This window comes from Xanthomonas sp. LMG 8993 (genome assembly GCF_009835065.2).
In the GTDB taxonomy this organism is placed as follows: Bacteria; Pseudomonadota; Gammaproteobacteria; order Xanthomonadales; family Xanthomonadaceae; genus Xanthomonas; species Xanthomonas arboricola.
Genome location: NZ_QVIF02000006.1, coordinates 183,286 through 205,962, shown reverse-complemented (window position 1 = coordinate 205,962; position 22,677 = coordinate 183,286). Strand labels below are relative to the sequence as shown.

At 65.9% G+C, this 22,677-nt stretch carries 10 protein-coding genes; 9 read left to right on the top strand and 1 reads right to left on the bottom strand.

What is annotated here, in order from left to right; genetic code table 11:
* From DYQ94_RS13175 to DYQ94_RS13160, 4 genes are all read left to right on the top strand, one after another.
* Positions 1 to 2,793 (top strand): methyl-accepting chemotaxis protein, encoded by a 2,793-nt coding sequence (locus DYQ94_RS13175; RefSeq protein ID WP_160955194.1) that lies wholly within the window; start codon positions 1 to 3, stop codon positions 2,791 to 2,793.
* Between the two features lie 266 nt (positions 2,794 to 3,059).
* Complete coding sequence (locus DYQ94_RS13170; protein ID WP_126966328.1) at positions 3,060 to 3,821, top strand: transporter; 762 nt, start codon at positions 3,060 to 3,062, stop codon at positions 3,819 to 3,821.
* A 13-nt stretch (positions 3,822 to 3,834) separates the two neighbouring features.
* Positions 3,835 to 6,189 (top strand): methyl-accepting chemotaxis protein, encoded by a 2,355-nt coding sequence (locus DYQ94_RS13165; RefSeq protein WP_126966329.1) that lies wholly within the window; start codon positions 3,835 to 3,837, stop codon positions 6,187 to 6,189.
* Between the two features lie 215 nt (positions 6,190 to 6,404).
* On the top strand, positions 6,405 to 8,708 hold the full coding sequence (locus tag DYQ94_RS13160) for a methyl-accepting chemotaxis protein (RefSeq protein WP_126966330.1): 2,304 nt from the start codon (positions 6,405 to 6,407) through the stop codon (positions 8,706 to 8,708).
* Here the strand turns inward: DYQ94_RS13160 and DYQ94_RS13155 are convergent.
* A complete protein-coding gene (locus DYQ94_RS13155; RefSeq protein ID WP_126966331.1) occupies positions 8,705 to 9,100 on the bottom strand; it encodes a hypothetical protein in 396 nt (131 codons plus the stop codon). The genes DYQ94_RS13160 and DYQ94_RS13155 overlap by 4 nt on opposite strands.
* Between DYQ94_RS13155 and DYQ94_RS13150 the strand changes: the two genes are divergently transcribed.
* From DYQ94_RS13150 to DYQ94_RS13130, 5 genes are all read left to right on the top strand, one after another.
* Positions 9,099 to 11,348: a methyl-accepting chemotaxis protein gene (locus DYQ94_RS13150; RefSeq protein WP_104645666.1), complete on the top strand. Its 2,250-nt coding sequence runs from the start codon at positions 9,099 to 9,101 to the stop codon at positions 11,346 to 11,348. The two genes, DYQ94_RS13155 and DYQ94_RS13150, sit on opposite strands and share 2 nt — an antisense overlap.
* A gap of 108 nt (positions 11,349 to 11,456) precedes the next feature.
* Positions 11,457 to 13,931: a methyl-accepting chemotaxis protein gene (locus tag DYQ94_RS13145; protein ID WP_126966332.1), complete on the top strand. Its 2,475-nt coding sequence runs from the start codon at positions 11,457 to 11,459 to the stop codon at positions 13,929 to 13,931.
* A gap of 633 nt (positions 13,932 to 14,564) precedes the next feature.
* The gene (locus DYQ94_RS13140; RefSeq protein WP_126966333.1) at positions 14,565 to 16,823 is read left to right on the top strand and encodes a methyl-accepting chemotaxis protein; all 2,259 of its coding nucleotides are present in this window, start codon (positions 14,565 to 14,567) and stop codon (positions 16,821 to 16,823) included.
* 519 nt (positions 16,824 to 17,342) lie between these two features.
* The gene (locus tag DYQ94_RS13135; protein ID WP_104608483.1) at positions 17,343 to 19,607 is read left to right on the top strand and encodes a methyl-accepting chemotaxis protein; all 2,265 of its coding nucleotides are present in this window, start codon (positions 17,343 to 17,345) and stop codon (positions 19,605 to 19,607) included.
* Positions 19,608 to 19,935: 328 nt separating this feature from the next.
* Positions 19,936 to 22,608, top strand: a complete 2,673-nt coding sequence (locus DYQ94_RS13130) for a methyl-accepting chemotaxis protein (protein ID WP_126966334.1) — start codon at positions 19,936 to 19,938, stop codon at positions 22,606 to 22,608.
* The last annotated feature ends 69 nt before the right edge of the window (positions 22,609 to 22,677 follow it).

Below are 22,677 nucleotides of genomic sequence, written 5' to 3'. Positions count from 1 at the left end.
ATGCCCTCGTCCCCCACGCAACCCCGCTCCGGCGGCAGTCTTGCGTATCGCCTGATGCTCGGCACCGCCGTTGCTGCGTTGCTGTGCTTCGGCCTGACCGCAGCGATCAGCTACTGGCAAAGCAGTCGCGCACTGATCGCCTCGGCCCAGACCACGATGCAGAACGCGGCGCGCTATCAGGCCGAACAGATCGGCAGCGAGCTGGGACAGGCGTTCACCACCGGCCAGTCGGTCGCCAGCGCCCTGCTGGCGCAGCGTGCGCATGGCGGGGTGAGCCGCGAGGCGGCGTCGGCGATCGTGCACGACCAGTTGCAGAACCATCCCGAATGGGTGGGCATGGGCACGTTGTGGGAGCCGCAGGCCTTCGACGGCAAGGACAGCGACTATGTCGATGCCGAGGGTCACGACAACACCGGCCGTTTCATGACCTACTGGGCCTACAACGGGCAATCGCTGATCCGCGAACCCCTGGTCGGTTACGAAAAACCCGGCGACGGCGACTGGAACCTGAAACCGCGCGAGCTGGGCCGGCAGATCGTGGCCGGCCCCTACGATTACCAGATCGGCGGCAAGCCGGTGCTGATGACCACCTTGTCCACGCCCATCCTGGATCAGGGCAAGTATGTGGGCGTGGTATCGGTGGATTTTGCCCTGGCCGCGTTGCAGAAGCGCCTGAGTGCCTTGCGTCCGATGGACGACGGCTATGTCGAACTGATCTCGCCCGCCGGGGTGATTCTGGCCTCGCGCGACGCTGCGCGGATCGGCAAGCCGGCCGACGGCGCCGACTATCGCGCGATGCTGGCGGCCACCAGGGCCGGCAAGGACTATCTGGACTTCACGCCGGATGCCGCCGGCACGGTCAGCGCCTATGTGCCGTTGCAGATCGGCCAGGCGCAGGAGCGTTTTGCGCTGGGCGTGGTGGTGCCGTATGCGGCGATCATGCAGCAGGCACATCGCCTATTGTGGACCATTCTGGCGGTCGGCCTGGGCTCGGCGCTGGTGCTCAGCCTGGCGCTGTTCGTACTGTTGCGGCGGCAGGTGGTGGGTCCGCTGGACGCCGCGGCCAAGGTGGCCGGTGCGATTGCCTCCGGCAAGCTGGACAACCAGATTGCCGCGCAGCGCCAGGACGAAGTGGGCCGCCTGATGGGCGCCATGCAGCGCATGCAGACCGACCTGCGCCAGCGCATTGAACGCGACGCACAGATCGCCAACGAAAACCTGCGCATCCGCACCGCGCTGGAACATTCGGAAATGGAAGTGCTGCTGGCCGACGAGCAGCACACTGCCGTGTTCATCACCGAGGCACTGCACACCTCGTTCAAATGCGGCGAAGCGGCATTTCATGCCAAGGGCCAGCAGGGCTTCAGCGCCGATGCGGTGGTCGGCAAACCGCTGGACTACGTGTTCGGCACCGATGCCGAGGGCAAGGCGCGCTTGCAGCGCCTGCAGCAACTGCAGTCCACCACGCTGGAGCGCTACACCTTCGGCCCGGTGACGCTGGATCTGACCATGACCCCGCTCTACGCCGCCGACGGCCATCGCAGCGGCAGCATGCTGCTGTGGCGCAATGTCAGTGCCGAAGTCAGCACGCAGGCAGAGGTCGCCGCGCTGGTGCAGTCGGCCCTGATGGGCGACTTCGGCCAGCGTCTTGCGCTGGACGACAAGCGCGGCTTCTATCTGGAATTCGGCCGTCAGCTCAACGGCTTGCTGGAAACCACCTCGCAAGGCCTCGAGCGCATCTCCCGCCTGCTCAGCGCGCTGGCCGAGGGCGACCTCACCGTGCGCATGGACGGGCAGTTCCAGGGCGTCTTCGCACGCATGCGCGACGATGCCAATGCCACCGTGGCGCAACTCACCGGCATCGTCTCGGGCATCCAGACCTCGGCCACGCAGATCAACGCGGCCGCCAGCGAGATCGCCGCAGGCAACAGCGACCTGTCGCAACGCACCGAACAACAGGCCGCCAACCTGGAAGAAACCGCCGCCTCGATGGAAGAGCTGACCTCCACCGTCAAGCAGAACGCCGAGCACGCACGCCAGGCCAACCAGCTGGCAATCGGCGCGGCCGATGTCGCCTCGCATGGCGGCGCGGTGGTGGCGCAGGTGGTCACCACCATGTCCGGCATCGAGGTCTCGTCGAAGAAGATCGCCGAGATCATCTCGGTCATCGACGGCATCGCGTTCCAGACCAATATCCTGGCCTTGAATGCGGCGGTGGAAGCGGCGCGTGCCGGCGAACAGGGCCGCGGCTTCGCCGTGGTCGCCAGCGAAGTGCGCACCTTGGCGCAGCGCTCGGCCGGCGCGGCCAAGGAGATCAAGCACCTGATCGACGATTCGGTCGGCAAGGTGGCGCAGGGCTCGTCGCTGGTGCAGCAGGCCGGCACCACCATGGCCGAGATCGTCGCCAGCGTGCAGCGCGTCACCGACATCATGGGCGAGATCTCCGCCGCCTCGCAGGAGCAATCCAGCGGCATCGAGCAGGTCAACCTGACCGTGACCCAGATGGACGAGGCCACCCAGCAAAACGCGGCATTGGTGGAAGAAGCCACTGCCGCTGCACGCGCGATGGAAGAACAGGCCGGCCAGCTGACCGAGGCGGTGGCGGTGTTCAAGCTCAGCCATGCCGGCAGGCCGGCGGCGATTGCCCCTGCCGCCAGACCGGTGGTCAGCGCGGTTGCGCCATCCACACGGGCGCCGACCGACAAGAAACGTGCGGCGGTAACGCCGCGTCCCCCCACCCGCAAGTCGCCCGGCAGTGTCGCCGGCAACGACAGGCAGTGGCAGGATTTTTGAGTGCGGTGCCGGCAGCTGCGCACGCGCGCAGCTGCCGACACAGGATGAAGCACACCCACATCGTCCTATCGCGGACCTGACACTCGACCGCGTTCCCCTGCCCGGCTCCGGCTATCGGCCACGCTTAAAGATTCAGCCGCCGTTGCCGTTAGCGAGGAAGACATCGACTGCCTGCGCCCCCACCGTAGCAGCCGGTCCAGCAGCGCATGTGCCCGGTCGCCAGACCCGCGCATGCGCCCGGAGATTCGCGCGTTCCTGGGGTTGCCATGAAGCCATGCCTTGTTGCCAGCTGTATTGTGCTGTGTTGCGTCGTCGGCCATGCCCGCGCCGAAGATCCGATCGCCACCGACCGTCCTGATTTCGTCGAGTCCAGCCTCACCGTCGGCGACCGCCGGCTGCAGGTGGAAACCAGCGTCGCCTGGGAGCGCGATGCCTCGGTCGACGGATATTCCACGCCCACGCTGTTTCGCTACGGCCTCGGCCAGAGCTGGGAACTGCGGCTGGAAACCGACGGTTGGCAGCGCATCGACGCACCCGGCGAGGCCAAGGTGAGCGGCATGTCCGATGTGGCGCTCGGGGTCAAGCACCATCTTGCCGGGTCCGACGACGGCAAGGCCTCGCTGGCCTGGCTGCTGCATGCGGACCTGCCCAGCGGCGCCCGCGCCCTGCGTGGGCACGGTGCACGGCCATCGTTGCGGCTGGTGGCCGAATGGGAGCTCAGCGACAGCCTCTCGGCCGGGCTGATGCCCGGCGTGGTGTGGGACGACGATGGGCAAGGCAACCGCTACACCGCCGGCATCTTCGGCGCGGTACTGGGCAAGGCCTGGAACGAGCGCGTGCGCTCCTTCGTGGAAGTGGCATTGCCGCAGGTCGCCAACAGCGAGGACGGCGGCACCGTGGCATTGCTCGACGTCGGCTCGGCCTGGCTGCTGAGCAACGACGTGCAACTGGATGCGGTGTACAGCCGCGGCCTCAACGATCGCTCACCGGATCACGCGCTCGGCGTGGGTCTGTCTTTCCGCTTCTGAAACAGGCCGCACAATGAAAATCATGCATATGCTGGGGATTCTGGTGCTGGTAGCAGCGTTGGCGCTGCTCGCGCTGGGCGGCGTCGGCTACAACGGCCAGCGCGGCCTGCTCGACGCGATCGCCGCACAGGTCATCTCCTCCGATGCGCTGCGCAACCACATGCAGGCCGACATGATGCACGACGCCCTGCGCGGCGACGTCACAGCCGCCCTGCTGGCCGCCTCGCGCCAGGACGCCGCCGCGATCGCAGAAGCACGCAGCGCACTGGGCGAACACGCCACGGAATTTCGTCAGGCGCTGCAGGCCAACCGCAAACTGCCGCTGGACCCGGCACTGCGCAGCGATCTGGACGCGGCGGCACCGGCATTGCAGGCCTATATCGGCGCGGCCGACCAGGTCATGACCCTGGCCGAGACGCAGGCCGACAGCGGCGCGGCCTACGCCGACTTCACCGCCAAGTTCGCCCAGCTGGAAACCCGCATGGGCGCGATCAGCGAGCGCATCCTGGCCTTGAACAAGGCCAATCGGCTCAAGGCCGAGCAGGACAGCCGCCGGGTGATGTGGCAGCAAGGCGGCGCGGTGGTACTCGCCTTTGTCTGCCTGGCACTGGCCGCCGGCTGGATCCTGCGCTCGGTGTTCGGCCTGCTCGGCGGCGAGCCGCAGCTGGCCATGAGCGCTGCGCAACACATCGCCGAAGGTCGCCTGGACCAGCCCATTCCGGTGGCCGCACACCACGCACGCAGCCTGATGGCCGCGCTGGCACGCATGCAGCGCGACCTGCGCGAACGCCTGGAGCGCGAGCGCAGCATCGCTGCGGAAAACCTGCGCATCCGCACCGCGCTCGACAACGCCTCCACCGGCATGTACATCGCCGACCCGGACCTGACCATCATCTACGCCAACACCGCGCTGCGGACCTTGCTGCAGACCTATGCCGACGACATCCATGCCTGCGCGCCGGCGTTCGACCGCTCCAGCAACCTGATCGGCCAATCGGTGTCCATGCTGGAAGTGGGCAATGCGCAGGATGCGGAGATCTATCAACGTCTGGATCGCCAGGATTCGGCGCAACGCCAGGTGCAGTACCGTGCGGCATGCATCACCCAGGATGTCTCGGCGATCCGCGACCCGGCCGGTGCGCACCTGGGCTTTGTCTGCGAATGGCGCGACCGCACCGCCGAGGCGCGCGTGGAAATCGACGTGGCCGATGTGGTGCGCAGCGCCGCAGCAGGCGACCTGTCCAGGCGCATCGACAGCGCCGGCAAGCAAGGCTTCTTCCTGCAGTTGGCGCAGCAGCTCAATGCACTGCTCGATGCCAACGCGGTCAGCATCGCCGAGGTCTCGCGCTTGCTCAGCGCACTGGCCGATGGCGACCTGAGCGCGCGCATGCAGGGCGATTTCCACGGCGTGTTTGCCCGCATGCGCGACGACGCCAACACCACCGCCGAGCAACTGGCGCTGGTGATCGGGCGCATCCAGCAGGCCGCCGGCAGCATCCACACCGCTTCCAGCGAGATCGCCGCCGGCAACAACGATCTGTCTCAGCGCACCGAACAACAGGCCGCCAATCTTGAAGAAACCGCCGCCTCGATGGAGGAGCTGACCTCCACCGTCAAGCAGAATGCCGAAAGCGCGCGCCAGGCCAACCAGCTGGTGATCGGCGCGGCCGGCGTCGCCTCCCAAGGCGGTGCGGTGGTGGCCAAGGTGGTCACCACCATGTCCGGCATCGAGGTCTCGTCGAAGAAGATCGCCGAGATCATCAGCGTCATCGACGGCATCGCCTTCCAGACCAACATCCTGGCCTTGAACGCAGCGGTGGAAGCGGCGCGTGCCGGCGAACAGGGGCGCGGCTTTGCGGTGGTCGCCTCGGAAGTACGCACGCTGGCGCAGCGCTCGGCCGGTGCCGCCAAGGAAATCAAGCACCTGATCGACGACTCGGTGAGCAAGGTCGCCGAAGGCTCGGTGCTGGTGCAGCAGGCCGGCACCACCATGGCCGACATCGTGGCCAGCGTGCAGCGTGTCACCGACATCATGGGCGAGATCGCCGCCGCCTCGCAGGAGCAGTCGGCCGGCATCGAGCAGGTCAACCTCACCATCACCCAGATGGACGAGGCCACCCAGCAGAACGCTGCGCTGGTGGAAGAAGCCACCGCCGCCGCGCGCACCATGGAAGACCAGGCCGGCCAGCTGGCCCAGGCGGTGTCGCGATTCACCCTTGCCGATGCGCCGGCACCGATGGCGGCAGCGCCAGCCGCCACAGCGGCAGTGGCTGCGCCCAAGCGCAGCCCCGGCGCAGCGGCTGCACGCAAGCCGGCAACCACGCCGGTGCTTGCCAGCGGCAACGACGGGCAGTGGCAGGACTTCTGAGCCACGCGTGCAGGCGGCCCACGCCTGGGCCGCACCCGCGTAGCTGCAGCGCCACCGGCGTGCCCGCCCTGCCCGCCACGGCAGCGTTGCCGGCGGCCTGATCGCGGCATCCGCGAGCCGGCCACGGCACCGTTCATCCTTCAAAGATAAAGAATCATACCGGGCAGCCGCTAGCGTGCTGGAGAGCGTTCCTGCGCAATGCCCCGGAGTTACTGATGAACAAGTTCAACGATTGGCCGATCCGCCGCAAACTGATGTTTGCCTTTTGCCTGAGTGCCGTGTTGACCGCCCTGCTTGGTGGGCTCGGTTTTTCGCGCATGCAGCAGATGCAGCGGCAGACCACCCTGATCAACCAGGACGTGGTGCCGGTGCTGAGCCGTCTATCTGAGCTGCGTGGCTTTGCCGGCGAATTCCGCGTCTATGAAGTGGGCCAGTTCGTCAATCTGGACGATCCGGAACGCTATGCGATGTTCTTCAAGCGCATGGACGAGATCCAGGCCAAGTACGTCGAGACGCAAAAGCTGCTGGACGCCAAGATCGGCGCCGGCTCGCCGCTGCAGGCCGAATACGCGAAGCTGAGCGATGCCAGCACGCGTTACTTTGCCGCCAACCAGCAGCTGCGCAAGCTCTATGCAGAACCCGACCGCGCTGCGGCGATGGAATTTTCGCGCAAGCAGTCCGGCGAGATCCGCAAGGAACTGTTCGCCTCGGTCGACAAGCTGTATGCACAGCAATCCAAGGCCCTGAGCGACATGGTCGCGGCCAGCGACGCCTCGTTCAAGCTGACCAGCGCGGTGTTGCTGATCGGCACGCTGCTGATGGCGGCGCTGTCGGTGACCTTCGGCTGGCTGATCGCACGCAGCATCACCAACCCGCTGTCCAAGGCGCTGGGCGCCATCAAGGCGGTCTCGCGTGGCGATCTGAGCGTGCAGGTCAGCAAGACCAGCAAGGACGAAATCGGCCAGATGCTCGACGCCACCGGCAGCATGACGCAGATGCTGCGCCGCTTCAGCGACGAAACCGCGCGCATGTCGCACCTGCACGCGGCCGAAGACATCACCCACCGCATGCCGGAGGATTTCCCCGGCGTGTACGGCACCCTGGCCACTGGCATCAACACGATGATCTTCGAGCATCTGGATGCCATCACCGATGCGGTGCGCATCCTCAACCAGTACGCACAGGGCGATTTGACCCAGGACGCACGCCGTCTGCCGGCCAGTCGCGCCATCCTGCATGAGGCCATGGATGCGGCCAAGGCCAGCCTGTTGTCGATCAACACCGAGATCAAGCAGCTGGCGCAGGCCGCAGCGGCCGGCGATTTCAGCGCACGCGGCGACGCGGCGCGCTTCAAGTACGACTTCGCAGTGATGGTGGCGGACCTGAACTCGATGATGGAGGTCAGCGACCGCAACCTGGGCAAGCTGTCGCAGCTGCTCGGCGCCGTCGCCGAAGGCGACCTGACCGCACGCATGGATGGGCAATTCCACGGCGTGTTCGCGCGCCTGCGCGACGATGCCAATGCCACCACCCAGCGCCTGACCGACATCGTCGGGCGCATCAAGCACTCCACCCTGGCCATCAACACCGCCGCTGGCGAAATCGCCGCCGGCAACCAGGACCTGTCGCAGCGCACCGAACAGCAGGCCGCCAACCTGGAAGAAACCGCTGCCTCGATGGAAGAGCTCACCTCCACCGTCAAGCAGAATGCCGAGCACGCACGCCAGGCCAACCAGCTGGCGATCGGGGCGGCCGATGTCGCCTCGCATGGCGGCAGCGTGGTCGGCCAGGTGGTCACCACCATGTCCGGTATCCAGACCTCGTCCAAGAAGATCGCCGAGATCATCTCGGTGATCGACGGTATCGCCTTCCAGACCAACATCCTGGCCTTGAATGCGGCGGTGGAAGCGGCGCGTGCCGGTGAACAGGGCCGCGGCTTTGCGGTGGTCGCCAGCGAAGTGCGCACGCTGGCGCAGCGTTCGGCCGGCGCCGCCAAGGAAATCAAGAGCCTGATCGACGACTCGGTCAGCAAGGTGGCCGAAGGCTCGGCACTGGTGAACCAGGCCGGCACCACCATGAGCGAGATCGTCTCCTCGGTGCAGCGCGTGACCGACATCATGAGCGAGATTTCCGCCGCCTCCCAGGAGCAGTCGGCCGGCATCGAGCAGGTCAACCAGACCGTCACCCACATGGACGAAGCCACCCAGCAGAACGCCGCGCTGGTGGAAGAAGCCACCGCTGCCGCACGCTCGATGGAAGAGCAGGCGCAGCAGCTCACCGAAGCGGTCGCGCTGTTCCGGCTGTCGGCCGAGCTGGAAGCAGTGACACGCGCCACCCCGGTGGTGCGCCACATCACCGCCAAGCGCCCGGCCGCCAGCACTGCGCCTGCTGCCAAGACGCCCGCTGCCAGGTCATCGGTGTCCACGCTGGCTGCCTCCAAGCCGGCTGCCGCACGGTCGACCGCACGTACTGCCGCTGCAGCAGCGCCGTCCAACGAGTCGGATTGGGCGGAGTTCTAAACGCGCAGATCGTCGACATACAAGTCGCTGCAGTCCAGGCCGCGCTCTTTCGGGAGCGCGGCTTTTTTATTGCCGCAATGTTCCGGAAGCAGTCTCAGCCATGAGGCAAGAATAAACGCATATAGATAATAATATTTTACTTGTGTATCAATAAACCAGCACTTGAGCCCGGCATTATGTATCTCTGGAAGACTTAAATTCGGAGCGCGCCGCGATTTACTCCGCAACGTCGATTTCACAAGCATGACTCGACTTATATATTTTTGATATGGAGGTATTAAGTAATAGGCATTGCGCGCCGTTACTGCGCATAGCGACGCGGCATACAGCATGTGGTCGGCGCTACTCGGTCGCTTCCCTTCAATCGCATAACGCCTTCCAGGATCTGTCATGACTGCACTTCTCCAACGCTACAACGTCGGCCCTCGCTTGGCGGCGGCCTTTGCCGTGCTGATCCTGTTGTCTGGCGTCATCGCCTTTATCGGCTACCGCGGCCTGAGTTCGGCCCGCTCGCTGGTGGACCAGCTGGTGCACGAGAACATGACAAAGATCCGTCTGTCCAACGACATGATCAATGCCAATTTCATTATCGGCCTGCAGTTGCGCAATGTGGTGCTGCCCACTACCGATGCGGAAAATCGCGACTTCATTGCGAAGATCCAGTCTGCACGTGCCGACTACACCAAGGCACGCGACGAATTGTATGCATTGCCGCCGTCCGAAAAAGGCAAGATCCTGCGCGCGGAGATCGATGCCCGCCGCGCCGAAGTTAAAGTCTTGAACGACAAAGTCATGGATATGGTGATGACCGGTCGCAGAGACGAGGCACTGCCCTTGCTGCTGACCAAGGCGGCACCTGCAATGCAGCAATGGCAGGACAAGATTGGCGAAAACATCACACTGCAAGACAAGCTGGCCAGCGAAGCCTCGGCAGCAGCGCTGCAATCCATGGACGGCTCGCGCAAGCTGCTGGTCGGTGGTTCGCTGCTGGTGGTGTTGCTGAGCGCTACGCTGGGCCTGCTGATCACCCGCAGCCTCACCCAGCCGTTGAGCCGCGCCACCCGCGCCGCAGAAGCGATTGCCGGCGGCAACCTGGACAACGACGTCAATACGCAGGCCAATGACGAAGCCGGCCGCCTGCTCAAGGCCATGAGCAAGATGCAGCTGCAGCTGCGCAACCTGCTCAGCGCGCAGACCGATATGGCCAAGCGTCACGACGATGGCCAGATCAGCTTCCGCATCGATGCCGCTGCCTTCCCCGGCGAGTACGGCCGCATGGCGCACGACACCAACACGTTGGTGGGCTCGCACATCGCGGTGAAGATGCGCCTGGCGCAGATCATGGGCCGCTACGCGATCGGCGACCTGTCCGAGGATATGGAAAAACTGCCCGGCGAAAAGGCCGTGCTCAGCGAGACCATGGCGCAGGTCAAGGTCAATCTCGGTGCAATGAATACCGAGATCAAGCATCTGGCACTGTCGGCGGCCAACGGCGACTTCAGCGCCCGCGGCGATGCCGAGCGCTTCCAGTACGACTTCCGCCTGATGGTGGAAAGCCTCAACAACCTGATGTCCACCGCCGACGGCAACCTGCAGTCGCTCTCCACCCTGCTGCAGTCCATCGCCGCCGGCGACCTCACCGCACGCATGAGCGGCGACTTCCGCGGCGTGTTCGCGCAGATGCGTGACGACGCCAATGCCACCGCCACGCAGCTGGCCGAAATCGTCAGCGGCATCAAGGCCTCGGCGGTGTCGATCAAGGGCGCTGCCAGCGAGATCGCGGCCGGTAACCAGGATCTGTCGCAGCGCACCGAGCAGCAGGCCGCCAACCTGGAAGAAACCGCCGCCTCGATGGAAGAGCTCACCTCCACCGTCAAGCAGAACGCCGAGAGCGCGCGCCAGGCCAACCAGCTCGCCATCGGCGCGGCCGGCGTGGCCTCGCAGGGCGGCGAGATCGTCAGCAAGGTGGTCGAGACGATGAGCGGCATCGAAGCCTCGTCCAAGAAGATCGCCGACATCATCTCGGTCATCGACGGCATCTCGTTCCAGACCAACATCCTGGCCTTGAACGCGGCGGTGGAAGCCGCCCGCGCCGGCGAGCAGGGCCGCGGCTTTGCCGTGGTCGCCTCGGAAGTGCGCACGCTGGCGCAGCGCTCGTCCGCAGCCGCCAGGGAGATCAAGGGGCTGATCGACGACTCGGTGCAGCGTGTCTCCGAAGGGTCGGTACTGGTGCACAGCGCCGGCAAGACCATGGGCGAGATCGTGTCCAGCGTGCAGCGGGTCACCGACATCATGGGCGAGATCTCCGCGGCCTCGCAGGAGCAATCCTCGGGCATCGAGCAGGTCAACCAGACCGTCACCCAGATGGACGAGACTACCCAGCAGAACGCCGCGCTAGTGGAAGAAGCCACCGCCGCCGCACGTGCGCTGGAAGACCAGGCCACCCAGCTCACCGACGCGGTGGCGGTGTTCAAGACCGATGCCGGCTATGCCCTGGCGCCGGTGCGCGCCGCTGCGGCGCGGCCGGTGGTGACTCCCGCGCTGAAGGCCAAGGTGGTCGCGGCCGGACGCACCGCCGCGTCCAAGCCGCGCCCCGTGGTCACCGCGCCAAGCAACGACGCCAGCTGGCAGGAGTTCTGAGCCAAGCGAGCACAACAGTCTGAATGGAGCCGGTCGGCATCGATGCCGACCGGCTCAAGGCATAACTGTTATCGGCCGATAGGCTGCGTACGCCTACGAGAATCTTCCATGACCACTTCGCCCGTGCTGTCGCCGCAGACCGCCCCACCCCCTCACCAGCGCTGGAGCAGCCGCTGGGATGATCTGGCGATCGCCAAGAAACTCGGCATCATCGGCATCCTGGCCTTGGCCGGCCTGGTCATTCCGGTACTGCTGTACAGCGGCAAGCTCAACGAAAGTGTGGCCATCAGCAGCAACGAGTTGCGCAGCTATGCGCCGCTTGGGCAGATGCTGGGCCTGATCACCGACCTGCACGCCGCCCACGTCGACAGCGGTGACGCCGCTGCAGCCGCGGCCGCGCGCGCCGATCGCGATCTGCAACACCTGCTGGCCACCACCGCCACGATGCCGGGCTTCGAACGCAGCCAGAAGGCCTTGCTGGGCCTGCAGCAGCGCCACGTCGCCAGCGCCGCGGCAGACGGCTACGCCGCGGTCAGCGAGCAGGCGTTTGCTGCGCTCGACGCCTTGCGCGACGACAGCCAGCTGGTCTATACCCCCTATATCGAGAGCTACCACCTGGTGGTGGCCACCCTGATCTACAGTCCCGATGCCACCGAATCGCTGACCCGCCTGGATGCGGCCAGCGATCCGTCGCAGGCGGCCGACAGCCGCGCCATGCTGCGCGAACAGCTCGGCCAGTTGGCGCGCAGCCATGCGCGCTTCCGGCATGAGCTGGACAAGGCGATGGGCCTGCTGGAACAACCCGACCCCGCCCTGGCCGATGCCGCCAGGACCGAAACCACGCGTGCAACCGCGGCGCTGGCCGCGCTCGGCACCGCGCTGGACGGCAGCGACGCCAACGCCGACACCCAATGGAACGCTGCGCTCGATAATCTCGGCCAAGCCATGCAGGCGCTCAGCAGCGTCTCGCTGCAGGCCCTGCAGCGCCAGTCCGAACGCCACCTGGCCGATGCCCGCAACGCGATGTGGCAGGCCATCGCCGGGTTGACGCTGCTGGCGGTGCTGATCGCAGCGCTGGGCTGGTACACCTTGTCGCGGCTGACCCGCAATGTGCGCCGCGCCGCTGTGGTGGCCGCCAATATCGCGCAAGGCCAGCTCGGCGAGCGCATCGCCGCGCCCAGCCGCGATGAAACCGGCCAGCTGCTCGACAACATGCGCCGGATGCAGGAGCAGCTGCAGCGGGTGCTGGCCGCGCAGAGCGAGATGGCCCAGCGCCACGACGCCGGCCAGATCAGTTATCGCATGGACGCCGAGACCTTCCCGGGCGCGTACGCCACCATGGTGCGCGACACCAACGCGCTGGTCGGCTCGCATATCGCGGTGAAGATGAAACTCGCCCAGATCATGTCGCGTTATGCCATCGGCGACCTGAGCCAGGACATGGACCGCCTTCCCGGCGAAAAAGCCGTGTTCAGCGACACCATGGACGCGGTCAAGCGCAACCTGTCTGCGATGAACAGCGAGATCAAGCTGCTGGCGCAGGCTGCGGCCAACGGCGATTTCAGCGTGCGTGGCGATACCCAGCGCTTCCAGCACGACTTCCTGGCCATGGTGGAGAGTCTCAACCAGCTGATGGCCACCGCCGATGGCAATCTGGGCGCGCTATCCAGCGTGCTGCGGGCCATCGCCGCCGGCGACCTCACCACCCGCATGCATGGCGACTTCCACGGCGTATTCGCGCAGATGCGCGACGATGCCAATGCCACCGTGGTGCAACTGGCCGATATCGTCGGACGCATCCAGCAGTCCACCGACGCGATCAACGATGCCGCCAGCGAGATTGCCGCCGGCAACCAGGACCTGTCGCAGCGCACCGAGCAGCAGGCCGCCAACCTGGAAGAAACCGCCGCCTCGATGGAGGAACTCACCTCCACCGTGCGCAACAACGCCGAGCATGCGCGGCGCGCCAACCAGCTGGTGGTCGGTGCCGCCGCGGTGGCCGCGCAAGGTGGCACGGTGGTCGGCGAAGTCGTCGGCACCATGGCCGGCATCCAGGCCGCCTCGCGCAAGATCGCCGACATCATCTCGGTCATCGACGGCATCGCGTTCCAGACCAATATCCTGGCCTTGAATGCGGCGGTGGAAGCTGCACGCGCCGGCGAACAGGGGCGCGGCTTTGCGGTGGTCGCCTCCGAGGTACGTACCCTGGCGCAGCGCTCGGCCGGCGCGGCCAAGGAGATCAAGCAGCTGATCGACGATTCGGTGAACCGGGTCGAGCAAGGCAACGTGCTGGTCAGCCAGGCCGGCCGCACCATGCAGGACATCGTCGATTCGGTGCGCGGCGTCACCGAGATCATGCACGAGATCAGCGAAGCCTCGCAGCAGCAGTCGCAGGGTATCGAACAGGTCGGCCAGACCATCGCGCAGATGGACCAGTCCACCCAGCAGAACGCCGCGCTGGTGGAAGAAGCCACTGCCGCCGCGCGTGCGATGGAAGCACAGGCGCAGCAGCTGCGCGATGCGGTGTCGGTGTTCCAACTGCACGGCCTCGCCAGGCCAGCCAGGCTCGTGCGCGCCGCGTGACGCGGTCGCATGCGGATGTGCGTGTGCGCGCCGCGCGGTCTGTCGCACACCTGCGGGCCGGCGTACGGGGCTCTCGTGCAACGTGACAGCCCCTGTTCCGTAAGAACGCGCTGCATCTGATCCAAACCAATGCAGCGGCATGAGATCACCGCTGCCGCGTCAACACGGCGCAGGGCACGTTCGATGCCTGGCGCAGGCAAAGCCCTGCTTCTACGCGCGGGTGCGACAAGGTCGCATCGCCGGGTGGATCGCTACATCCGCCGGCGTCTTGCACCCGGCCATGCTCGCGCCTGGCGTCTCGCATCGCGCCCGATGGGGTGAGACAGATGTGAATCCGCCGATGCGGGCAGGCGCGTTGATAGCGCTCCCATCAGCATTTTTCGGCCGTTTGTGCACATGCGCGTCACTTCGGTGACGGCCACCCATACGCGGCGGGGCTGACCAGTTCAGTGCCATAGCCGCTGGCCGTTACCTACAACGGCACGCCTACCTGCCTTGCAATCGCCCGGGCCGCGCTACGGCCCGGGCGATGGATCGGCTGGATGCCTGCCTGCTGCGCCGTCACTGCGCATCGCCCACGCGCCAACCCGACGCGTCTTGTTCCTTCTTGTCCCACTGCCTTGAGACCCCCAAATGATCGCTCTTCTTCAACGGTACAACGTCGGCAAGCGCCTGAGCTTCGCCTTCGGCACGCTGATCCTGTTGTCGTGCGCACTTGTCGCCGCCGGCCTGCATACATTGGCGCAGGCCCGCGATCGCATGGACACGGTGGTCAACCGCAACATCACGATCATGCAGTACGCTCAGGACATGACCAACGCCACCTCGGTCATCGCCGTGCAGTTGCGCAACATCGTGTTGCCGACCTCGCAAGAAGACAATCTGCGCTTCTACGCCATCATCAAGAACCAGCTGAAGAGCTACGAAGACACGCGCCGCAAGCTGTATGCGTTTTCGGCCTCGCCCCAGGCCACCCAGATCCGCGAGCGGATCGACCTTGCCAGTGAGCAGGCCCGCGAGACCAGGGACACCGTCGTGCAGCTGGGCCTGACCGGCAAGGCTGATGAGGCACTCAAGCTGTTGCTGGAAAAGGCCGCACCGGGCACGCAGCAATGGCAGGATGCGTTGACGGAGTATTCGGATCTGCAGCGTCAGCGCACCCAGGAAGCCTATGTGGCCACGACGGCAGAAATGGCCCGCGGCCGTGCGCTGTTGATCGGCGGCGGCGTGGCGGTGGTGCTGTTCAGTACCCTGCTCGGCTTCCTGATCACCCGCAGCCTGGTGCGCCCGTTGACCCAGGCCACCCGCGCCGCCGAAGCGATCGCCAACGGCAATCTCGACAACGACGTACGCACGCAGTCCAACGACGAAACCGGCCGCCTGTTGCAGGCCATGGATCGCATGCAGGGCCAGGTGCGCAACCTCATCACCGCGCAGCTGGACATGGCCAAGCGCCACGATGATGGTCAGATCAGCTTCCGCATGGATGCCGGCGCCTTCCCGGGCGACTTCGGCCGCATGGCCAAGGACACCAACGAGCTGGTCGCCGCGCACATCAAGGTCAAGATGCAGACCATCCACCTGGTGGAGCGCTATGCGATCGGTGACCTGAGCGAAGACATGCCGCAGCTGCCGGGCGAAAAAGCCGCCATCACCACGGCAATGAATCAGGTCAAATTGAACCTGTCGACGATGAACGCCGAGATCAAGCAGCTGGCACAGGCCGCCGCCAACGGCGACTTCACCGCGCGTGGCAATGCCGAGCAGTTCCAGTTCGACTTCCGCATCATGGTGGAAAGCCTCAACACCTTGATGGCCACCGCCGACGGCAACCTGCAGTCGCTGTCCGGCCTGCTGCAGTCGATCGCCGCCGGCGACCTCACCGCACGCATGAGTGGCCAGTACCAGGGCGTGTTTGCACAGATGCGCGACGACGCCAACGCCACCGCCGAACAGCTGGCCGGCATCGTGGGCCGCATCCAGAGCGCTGCCGACGCGATCGGCCTGGCCTCGGGCGAAATCGCTTCCGGCAACCAGGATCTGTCGCAGCGCACCGAACAGCAGGCGGCCAACCTGGAAGAAACCGCCGCCTCGATGGAAGAGCTCACCTCCACCGTCAAGCAGAATGCCGAACACGCCAGCCAGGCCAACCAGCTCGCCATCGGCGCGGCCGCAGTGGCGTCGCAGGGCGGCGATGTGGTGGCCAAGGTGGTCACCACCATGTCCGACATCCAGAGCTCGTCGAAGAAGATCGCCGAGATCATCAGCGTGATCGACGGCATCGCGTTCCAGACCAATATCCTGGCCTTGAATGCCGCGGTGGAAGCGGCGCGTGCCGGCGAACAGGGGCGCGGCTTTGCAGTGGTCGCCAGCGAAGTACGCACACTGGCGCAGCGCTCGGCCGGTGCGGCCAAGGAGATCAAGTACCTGATCGACGACTCGGTCGACAAGGTCACCCAGGGGGCCACCCTGGTCGACCAGGCCGGCACCACCATGGCCGAAATCGTTGCCAGCGTGCAGCGCGTCACCAACATCATGGGCGAGATTTCCTCTGCGTCGCAGGAGCAGTACTCCGGCATCGAGCAGGTCAACCAGACCGTGACCCAGATGGACGAAACCACCCAGCAGAATGCCGCGCTGGTGGAAGAAGCCACCGCCGCCGCACGGGCAATGGAAGAACAGGCCCAGCAGCTCACCGAAGCGGTCGCCGTGTTCAAGGTTGCCGAACACGCACCGGTGGCGCGCCAGTTGTCGGCCATTGCCAATGCGCCCGCCAATGCCCGCAGCACACCGCGCCCGATCGCCCGCGCCAGCATGGCCGCGCCCGTGCGCCGCAGCACCGCGGGTGCATCGGCAACGGCAAACGACGTGGGCGACTGGCAGGAGTTCTAAACCGCCAACAGGTGCTGTCAGCACATCGACAGCAGTGCACGCCAGTTGTTGCAACCGGCGTGCACGGTGCGCGGGATACACACGCTCGACACCACGCTCGAGCACGCGGCCGTGCAGTTCCGCATCCGCAGCAAGGTCACAACGGCACCGCACACGCGGTGCCGTTTTGCGTTGTGCGCGCCATGCCAACTGTCCGCAAGCCCGCATACACCGCGTCCGGCGTGAAAACGCACTTCACATCGTGCACCCCGGACTCTCTCGCGTTGCCTCCAAAACCACGTTCAACAGGTGTTTTCTAGGGGAATTCCTGACACACCCCCACCAATTCCTTACCCCTTGTACACATGGCAGTCACGTGCCTGAGACCCGGCTTTACCGGCCAGCCCGGCTTGCCTCAATACAGCAGTTCTAACGCCGTTATCTGACCGACGCATCACACAAGGCATGACGTGCGACGCACTGCTCCAGCACTGCATCGCATGCCAGTCCACCTAACTGCACATTCGCTCGGATCACTTCATGAATTCCTTTCTGCACCGCTTCAACGTCGGCAAGCGCCTCTCCCTGGCCTTCGGCGTGTTGATCCTTCTGTCCTGCGCGCTGGTGGCCGCCGGCCTGTACACGCTCAGCCAGGCGCGTGAGCGCCTGGACACCATCGTCAACCGCAACATGGCGATGATCCAGTACGCCACCGACATGCTGGACGCCAATGCCACCATCTCGTTGAACCTGCGCAACATCGTGCTGCCGACCACTGCCGAGCAGAATCGCCAGTTCGGTGATGCGATCGATGCGCAGCGGATTCGCTACAAGGAAGTGCGTGACAAGCTGTATGCCTTCCCCACCGATGCCCAAGGGCAGCGCATGCGCGATGCGCTGGATCTGGCGCGCGAACAGGCGCTATCGCACAACCAGCAGGTACGCGAACTGGGCACAGCCGGCAAGGTCGACCAGGCCATGCCGATCCTGATCCAGCGTGCCGCCCCAGCCACCCAGCGCTGGCAGGATGCGATCCGCACCTACTCCGAAGCGCAACGCAAGAGCAGCCAGGTCGCCTACACGCAGGCCAATGACGCCATGGCACGTGGCCGCAGCATGCTGATCGGCGGCGGCCTGGCCGTGGTGCTGCTGAGCGCCCTGCTGGCCTGGACCATCACCCGCAGCCTCACCGGCCCGTTGAACCGCGCCACCCGCGCCGCCGAGGCGATCGCCGACGGCCGGCTCGACAACCAAGTGCACAGCGAGGCCAGCGACGAAACCGGCCGCCTGCTGCAGGCAATGGACAAGATGCAGTCGCAGGTGCGCAACCTGATCACCGCGCAGCTGGACATGGCCAAGCGCCACGACAACGGCCAGATCAGCTTCCGCATGGATGCCGACGCGTTCCCGGGCGACTATGGCCGCATGGCCGGCGATACCAACGCACTGGTCGACAGCCACGTGCAGGTAACGCTGCGTCTGGCGCAGATCATGGGCCGCTACGCCATCGGCGACCTCAGCGAGGACATGGACGCGCTGCCCGGCGAAAAGGCCAGGCTGACCGACACCATGGCGCAGGTGAAAACCAACCTGGCCTCGATGAATCAGCAGATCAAGCAGCTGGCCCAGTCGGCTGCCGACGGCAACTTCGGTGCACGCGGCGATGCGGCGCAGTTCCAGTTCGATTTCCGCGTCATGGTCGAGAGCCTCAACCAATTGATGGCCACCGCCGACGGCAGCCTGCAGTCGCTGTCGGGCATCCTGCGCGCGATTGCGGCGGGCGACCTGACCGCGCGCATGGACGGCGAGTTCAAGGGCGTGTTTGCACAGATGCGTGACGACGCCAACGCCACGGCGACCCAGTTGTCCGGCATCGTCGGGCACATCCAGCACTCGGCCACCTCGATCAATGCCGCCGCCAGCGAGATCGCAGCCGGCAACCAGGATCTGTCGCAGCGCACCGAACAGCAGGCCGCCAACCTGGAGGAAACCGCCGCCTCGATGGAGGAACTCACCTCCACCGTGCGCCAGAACGCCGAAAGCGCACGCCAGGCCAATCAACTCGCCATCGGCGCCGCCAGCGTGGCCTCGCAGGGCGGCGAGGTGGTCAGCAAGGTGGTCGACACCATGAGCGGCATCGAGGCCTCGTCCAAGCGCATTGCCGACATCATCAGCGTCATCGACGGCATCTCGTTCCAGACCAACATCCTGGCCTTGAATGCCGCCGTGGAAGCGGCGCGTGCCGGCGACCAGGGCCGCGGCTTTGCGGTGGTCGCCTCCGAGGTGCGCACCCTGGCACAGCGTTCGTCGGCGGCGGCCAAGGAGATCAAGAGCCTGATCGACGACTCCGTGCAGCGGGTGGCCGACGGTTCGCAGCTGGTGGACCAGGCCGGCAAGACCATGGCCGAGATCGTGGCCAGCGTGCAACGTGTCACCAACATCATGGGCGAGATCTCCGCCGCCTCGCAGGAACAGTCGGCCGGCATCGAGCAGGTCAACCAGACCGTCACCCACATGGACGAAGCCACCCAGCAAAACGCCGCGCTGGTGGAAGAAGCCACCGCCGCCGCCCGCGCGATGGAAGAACAGGCCCAGCAGCTCACCGAGGCGGTGGCCGTGTTCAAGATCGTCGAGCAGGGCCCGGCCGCACGTCAGCCCGCGTCGATGGTCGCTGCGCCGGTCAATGCACGCTTTGCCGCCCGCCCGGCTGCCCGTGCCGGCAGCAACGCGGCCCCGCGCCGCAGCAACACCGGCAAGACGACGGTGGCAGCCACCGCCGATCCGAGCGACTGGCAGGAGTTCTGAGCCCCACCGCAACGCGTCACACCCGCAGTCTCCAGAAATACCATTCGAGCGCAGTTTGATTCGGTGACGAATCTTGAGGGTCGCTTCCTGGCGAGGGAAGCGGCCCTTTTTTTGTTCCGAGAATCTGTCGACATCCGCCGGCGGGCGTCAGGCGACGCGTCATACTTCATCAAGAATTAACAATTACTACATCACCGCAGCGGCCCAATCGGGAAAGCGAACTGGACAATTGTGCGGATTTCGACACAAACCATCAATTAATTGCATAAACGGCCGCTATCGACTTCACGCATCCGTAACGCCCTCCCCCGGGCAAGGTCGATTCCTCATGCACTCCTTCAACCGCCTGTCCGTCGGCACCCGGCTGTCCGCGCTGCTGACCGTGGTGATCGCGCTCTCCCTCGGCCTGCTGGCCCTGACCATCTACCGCCAGTCCGCCGACGACATCGAATCCCAGGTCAAGGCCGAGCTGCGCTCCAGCACCCGGTTGATGCAGCAGTCAGTGGCGATGTACGACGTCACCCTGACCGAGGGCACCCAGCGCCTGGGCAGCGTGTTCGAGACCATGCTCCCCAGCGGCGAGCGCACTCTCGACACCGCCAGCACCGTCGCCATCGGCGCGCAGCAGACGCCGTCGCTGCGTGCCGGCAAGCAGGCACTGAATCTCAACTTCGACGCCGTGGATCGCTTCGCGCAGACCGCCGGCGGGGTCGCCACGATCTTTGCGCGCACCGGTGACGACTTCGTGCGCATCACCACCTCGCTGCGCAACAAGCAGAACGAGCGCGTGATCGGCACCCTGCTCGACCGCAAGGGCAAGGCCTACGCCGCACTGTCGCAAGGCAAGGCCTTCACCGGCCAGGCGCAGCTGTTCGGCGAGCAGTACATGACCCATTACCAGCCGCTGCGCAATGCCGCCGGCGAGGTGATCGGCGCACTGTTCGTCGGGCGCAACTACACCCAGGGCCTGGCCGCGCTGAAGGCGCAGGTCAGCACCACCAAGCTGGGCCAGGACGGTTATTTCCTCATCGTCGACATGGCGCCGGGCGAGCACCAGGGCCAGGTCATCGCCGCACCGCCGGGCACACCGGCCACGCTGGCGGCGCTGGTGCCGGCCGAGCAGCAATCGCTGCTGCAGTCGGTGCTGGACGGCAAGCAGCCCAGCGCCAGCCTGCAGTTGCGCGATGCCCAGGGCAACGCCCAGGCCTTCGAAGTCACCGCCCAGCGCTACGCGCCGTGGCAGTGGGCGGTGATCGGCACCCAGCCGCGCAGTGCCATCGACGGCCCGCTGGACGAGCTGATGGGCAGCATGCTGCTGTTCTCGCTGGTGGTGCTGGGCCTGTGCATCGCAGTGGTCTTCATCGCCGCGCGCAAGATGGTCACCCGCCCGCTGCTGGCGGTGGAACGCGTGCTCGGCGATGTGGCTGCCGGGCGCCTGGACAACCCGATCGAGATCGACCGCCAAGACGAACTCGGTCGCCTGCTGCTCAACGCGCGCGCCATGCGCGACGACCTGCGCGCGCGGCTGCAACGCGATCAGCTGATCGCCAGCGAAGCGCTGCGCGTGCGCACCGCTCTGGACGATGTCAGCACCAACGTGATGATCGCCGATGCCCATCGCCGCATCATCTACGTCAACCGCCCGCTGCAACGCATGCTCAAGAGCGTGCAGGACGAACTGCGCCGCGACCTGCCCAACTTCGATGCCGATGCGCTGATCAATGCCAGCATCGACCAGTTCCATCGCAAGCCCGAGCACCAGGCACGCATGCTCGACCAGCTCACCGGCACCCACACCGCGCAGATCCATGTGGGTGGCCGCACCATGCGGCTGGTGGTCAACCCGGTGCTGGGCGCGGCCGGCGAGCGCATGGGCTTTGTGGTCGAATGGGCCGACCGCACCCAGGAAGTCCAGGTGGAACAGGAGGTCGCACGTATCGTGCAGGCCGCCGCTGCCGGCGACCTGAGCGAGCGCGTCGGCCTGGAAGGCAAGCAGGGCTTCCTGCTGCTGCTCGCCCAGCAACTCAACGCGCTGCTGGACAACAATGCGGACGGGCTGTCGCGCGTGTCCGCCCTGCTCTCTGCGTTGTCGCAGGGCGATCTGACCGCGCGCATGGATGGCGACCTGCAAGGCGTGTTCGCCACCATCCGCGACGATGCCAATGCCACTGCCGATCAGCTGGCCGGCATCGTGCGCCGGATCAAGGACTCCTCGCTGGCGATCAACTCGGCCGCCACCGAGATCGCCACCGGCAATGGCGACCTGTCGCGTCGCACCGAACAGCAGGCTGCGGCCCTGGAAGAAACCGCCGCCTCGATGGAAGAGCTCACCGCCACCGTCAAGCAGAATGCCGACAACGCCGACCAGGCAAACCGCCTGGTGCTGGACGCCGCCGGCGTGGCGGCCCAGGGCGGCGATGTGGTCGGCCGCGTGGTCACCACCATGGCCGACATCGACACCTCGTCCAAGAAGATCGCCGAGATCATCGGCGTCATCGACGGCATCGCCTTCCAGACCAATATCCTGGCCTTGAACGCGGCAGTGGAAGCCGCACGCGCCGGCGAACAGGGCCGCGGCTTCGCCGTGGTCGCCTCGGAAGTACGTACGCTTGCACAGCGTTCGGCCGGCGCAGCCAAGGAGATCAAGCACCTGATCCAGGACTCGGTCACCCGCATCGGCAACGGCGCCGCACTGGCGTCCGAAGCCGGCAGCACCATGCAGCAGGTAGTCAGCTCGGTGCAGCGCGTCACCGACATCATGAGCGAGATCACCAGCGCCTCGCGCGAGCAGGCCGCCGGCATCACCCAGGTCAACCAGACCGTCACCCAGATGGACGAAACCACCCAGCAGAACGCCGCGCTGGTGGAAGAAGCCACCGCGGCTGCACGCGCGATGGAAGACCAGGCCGCGCAACTGGTGGATGCAGTGGCCGTGTTCCGCCTGGAACAGCAGGACCAACTCAACACCTTGCAGGCCAACGCACGCCACGCCTACACCTGATGCGACAGACGACGACGGCGCGCCCGTCGAATATGTAAGTCGAGGGCGCGATGCCCTCGCCGCTTGCGG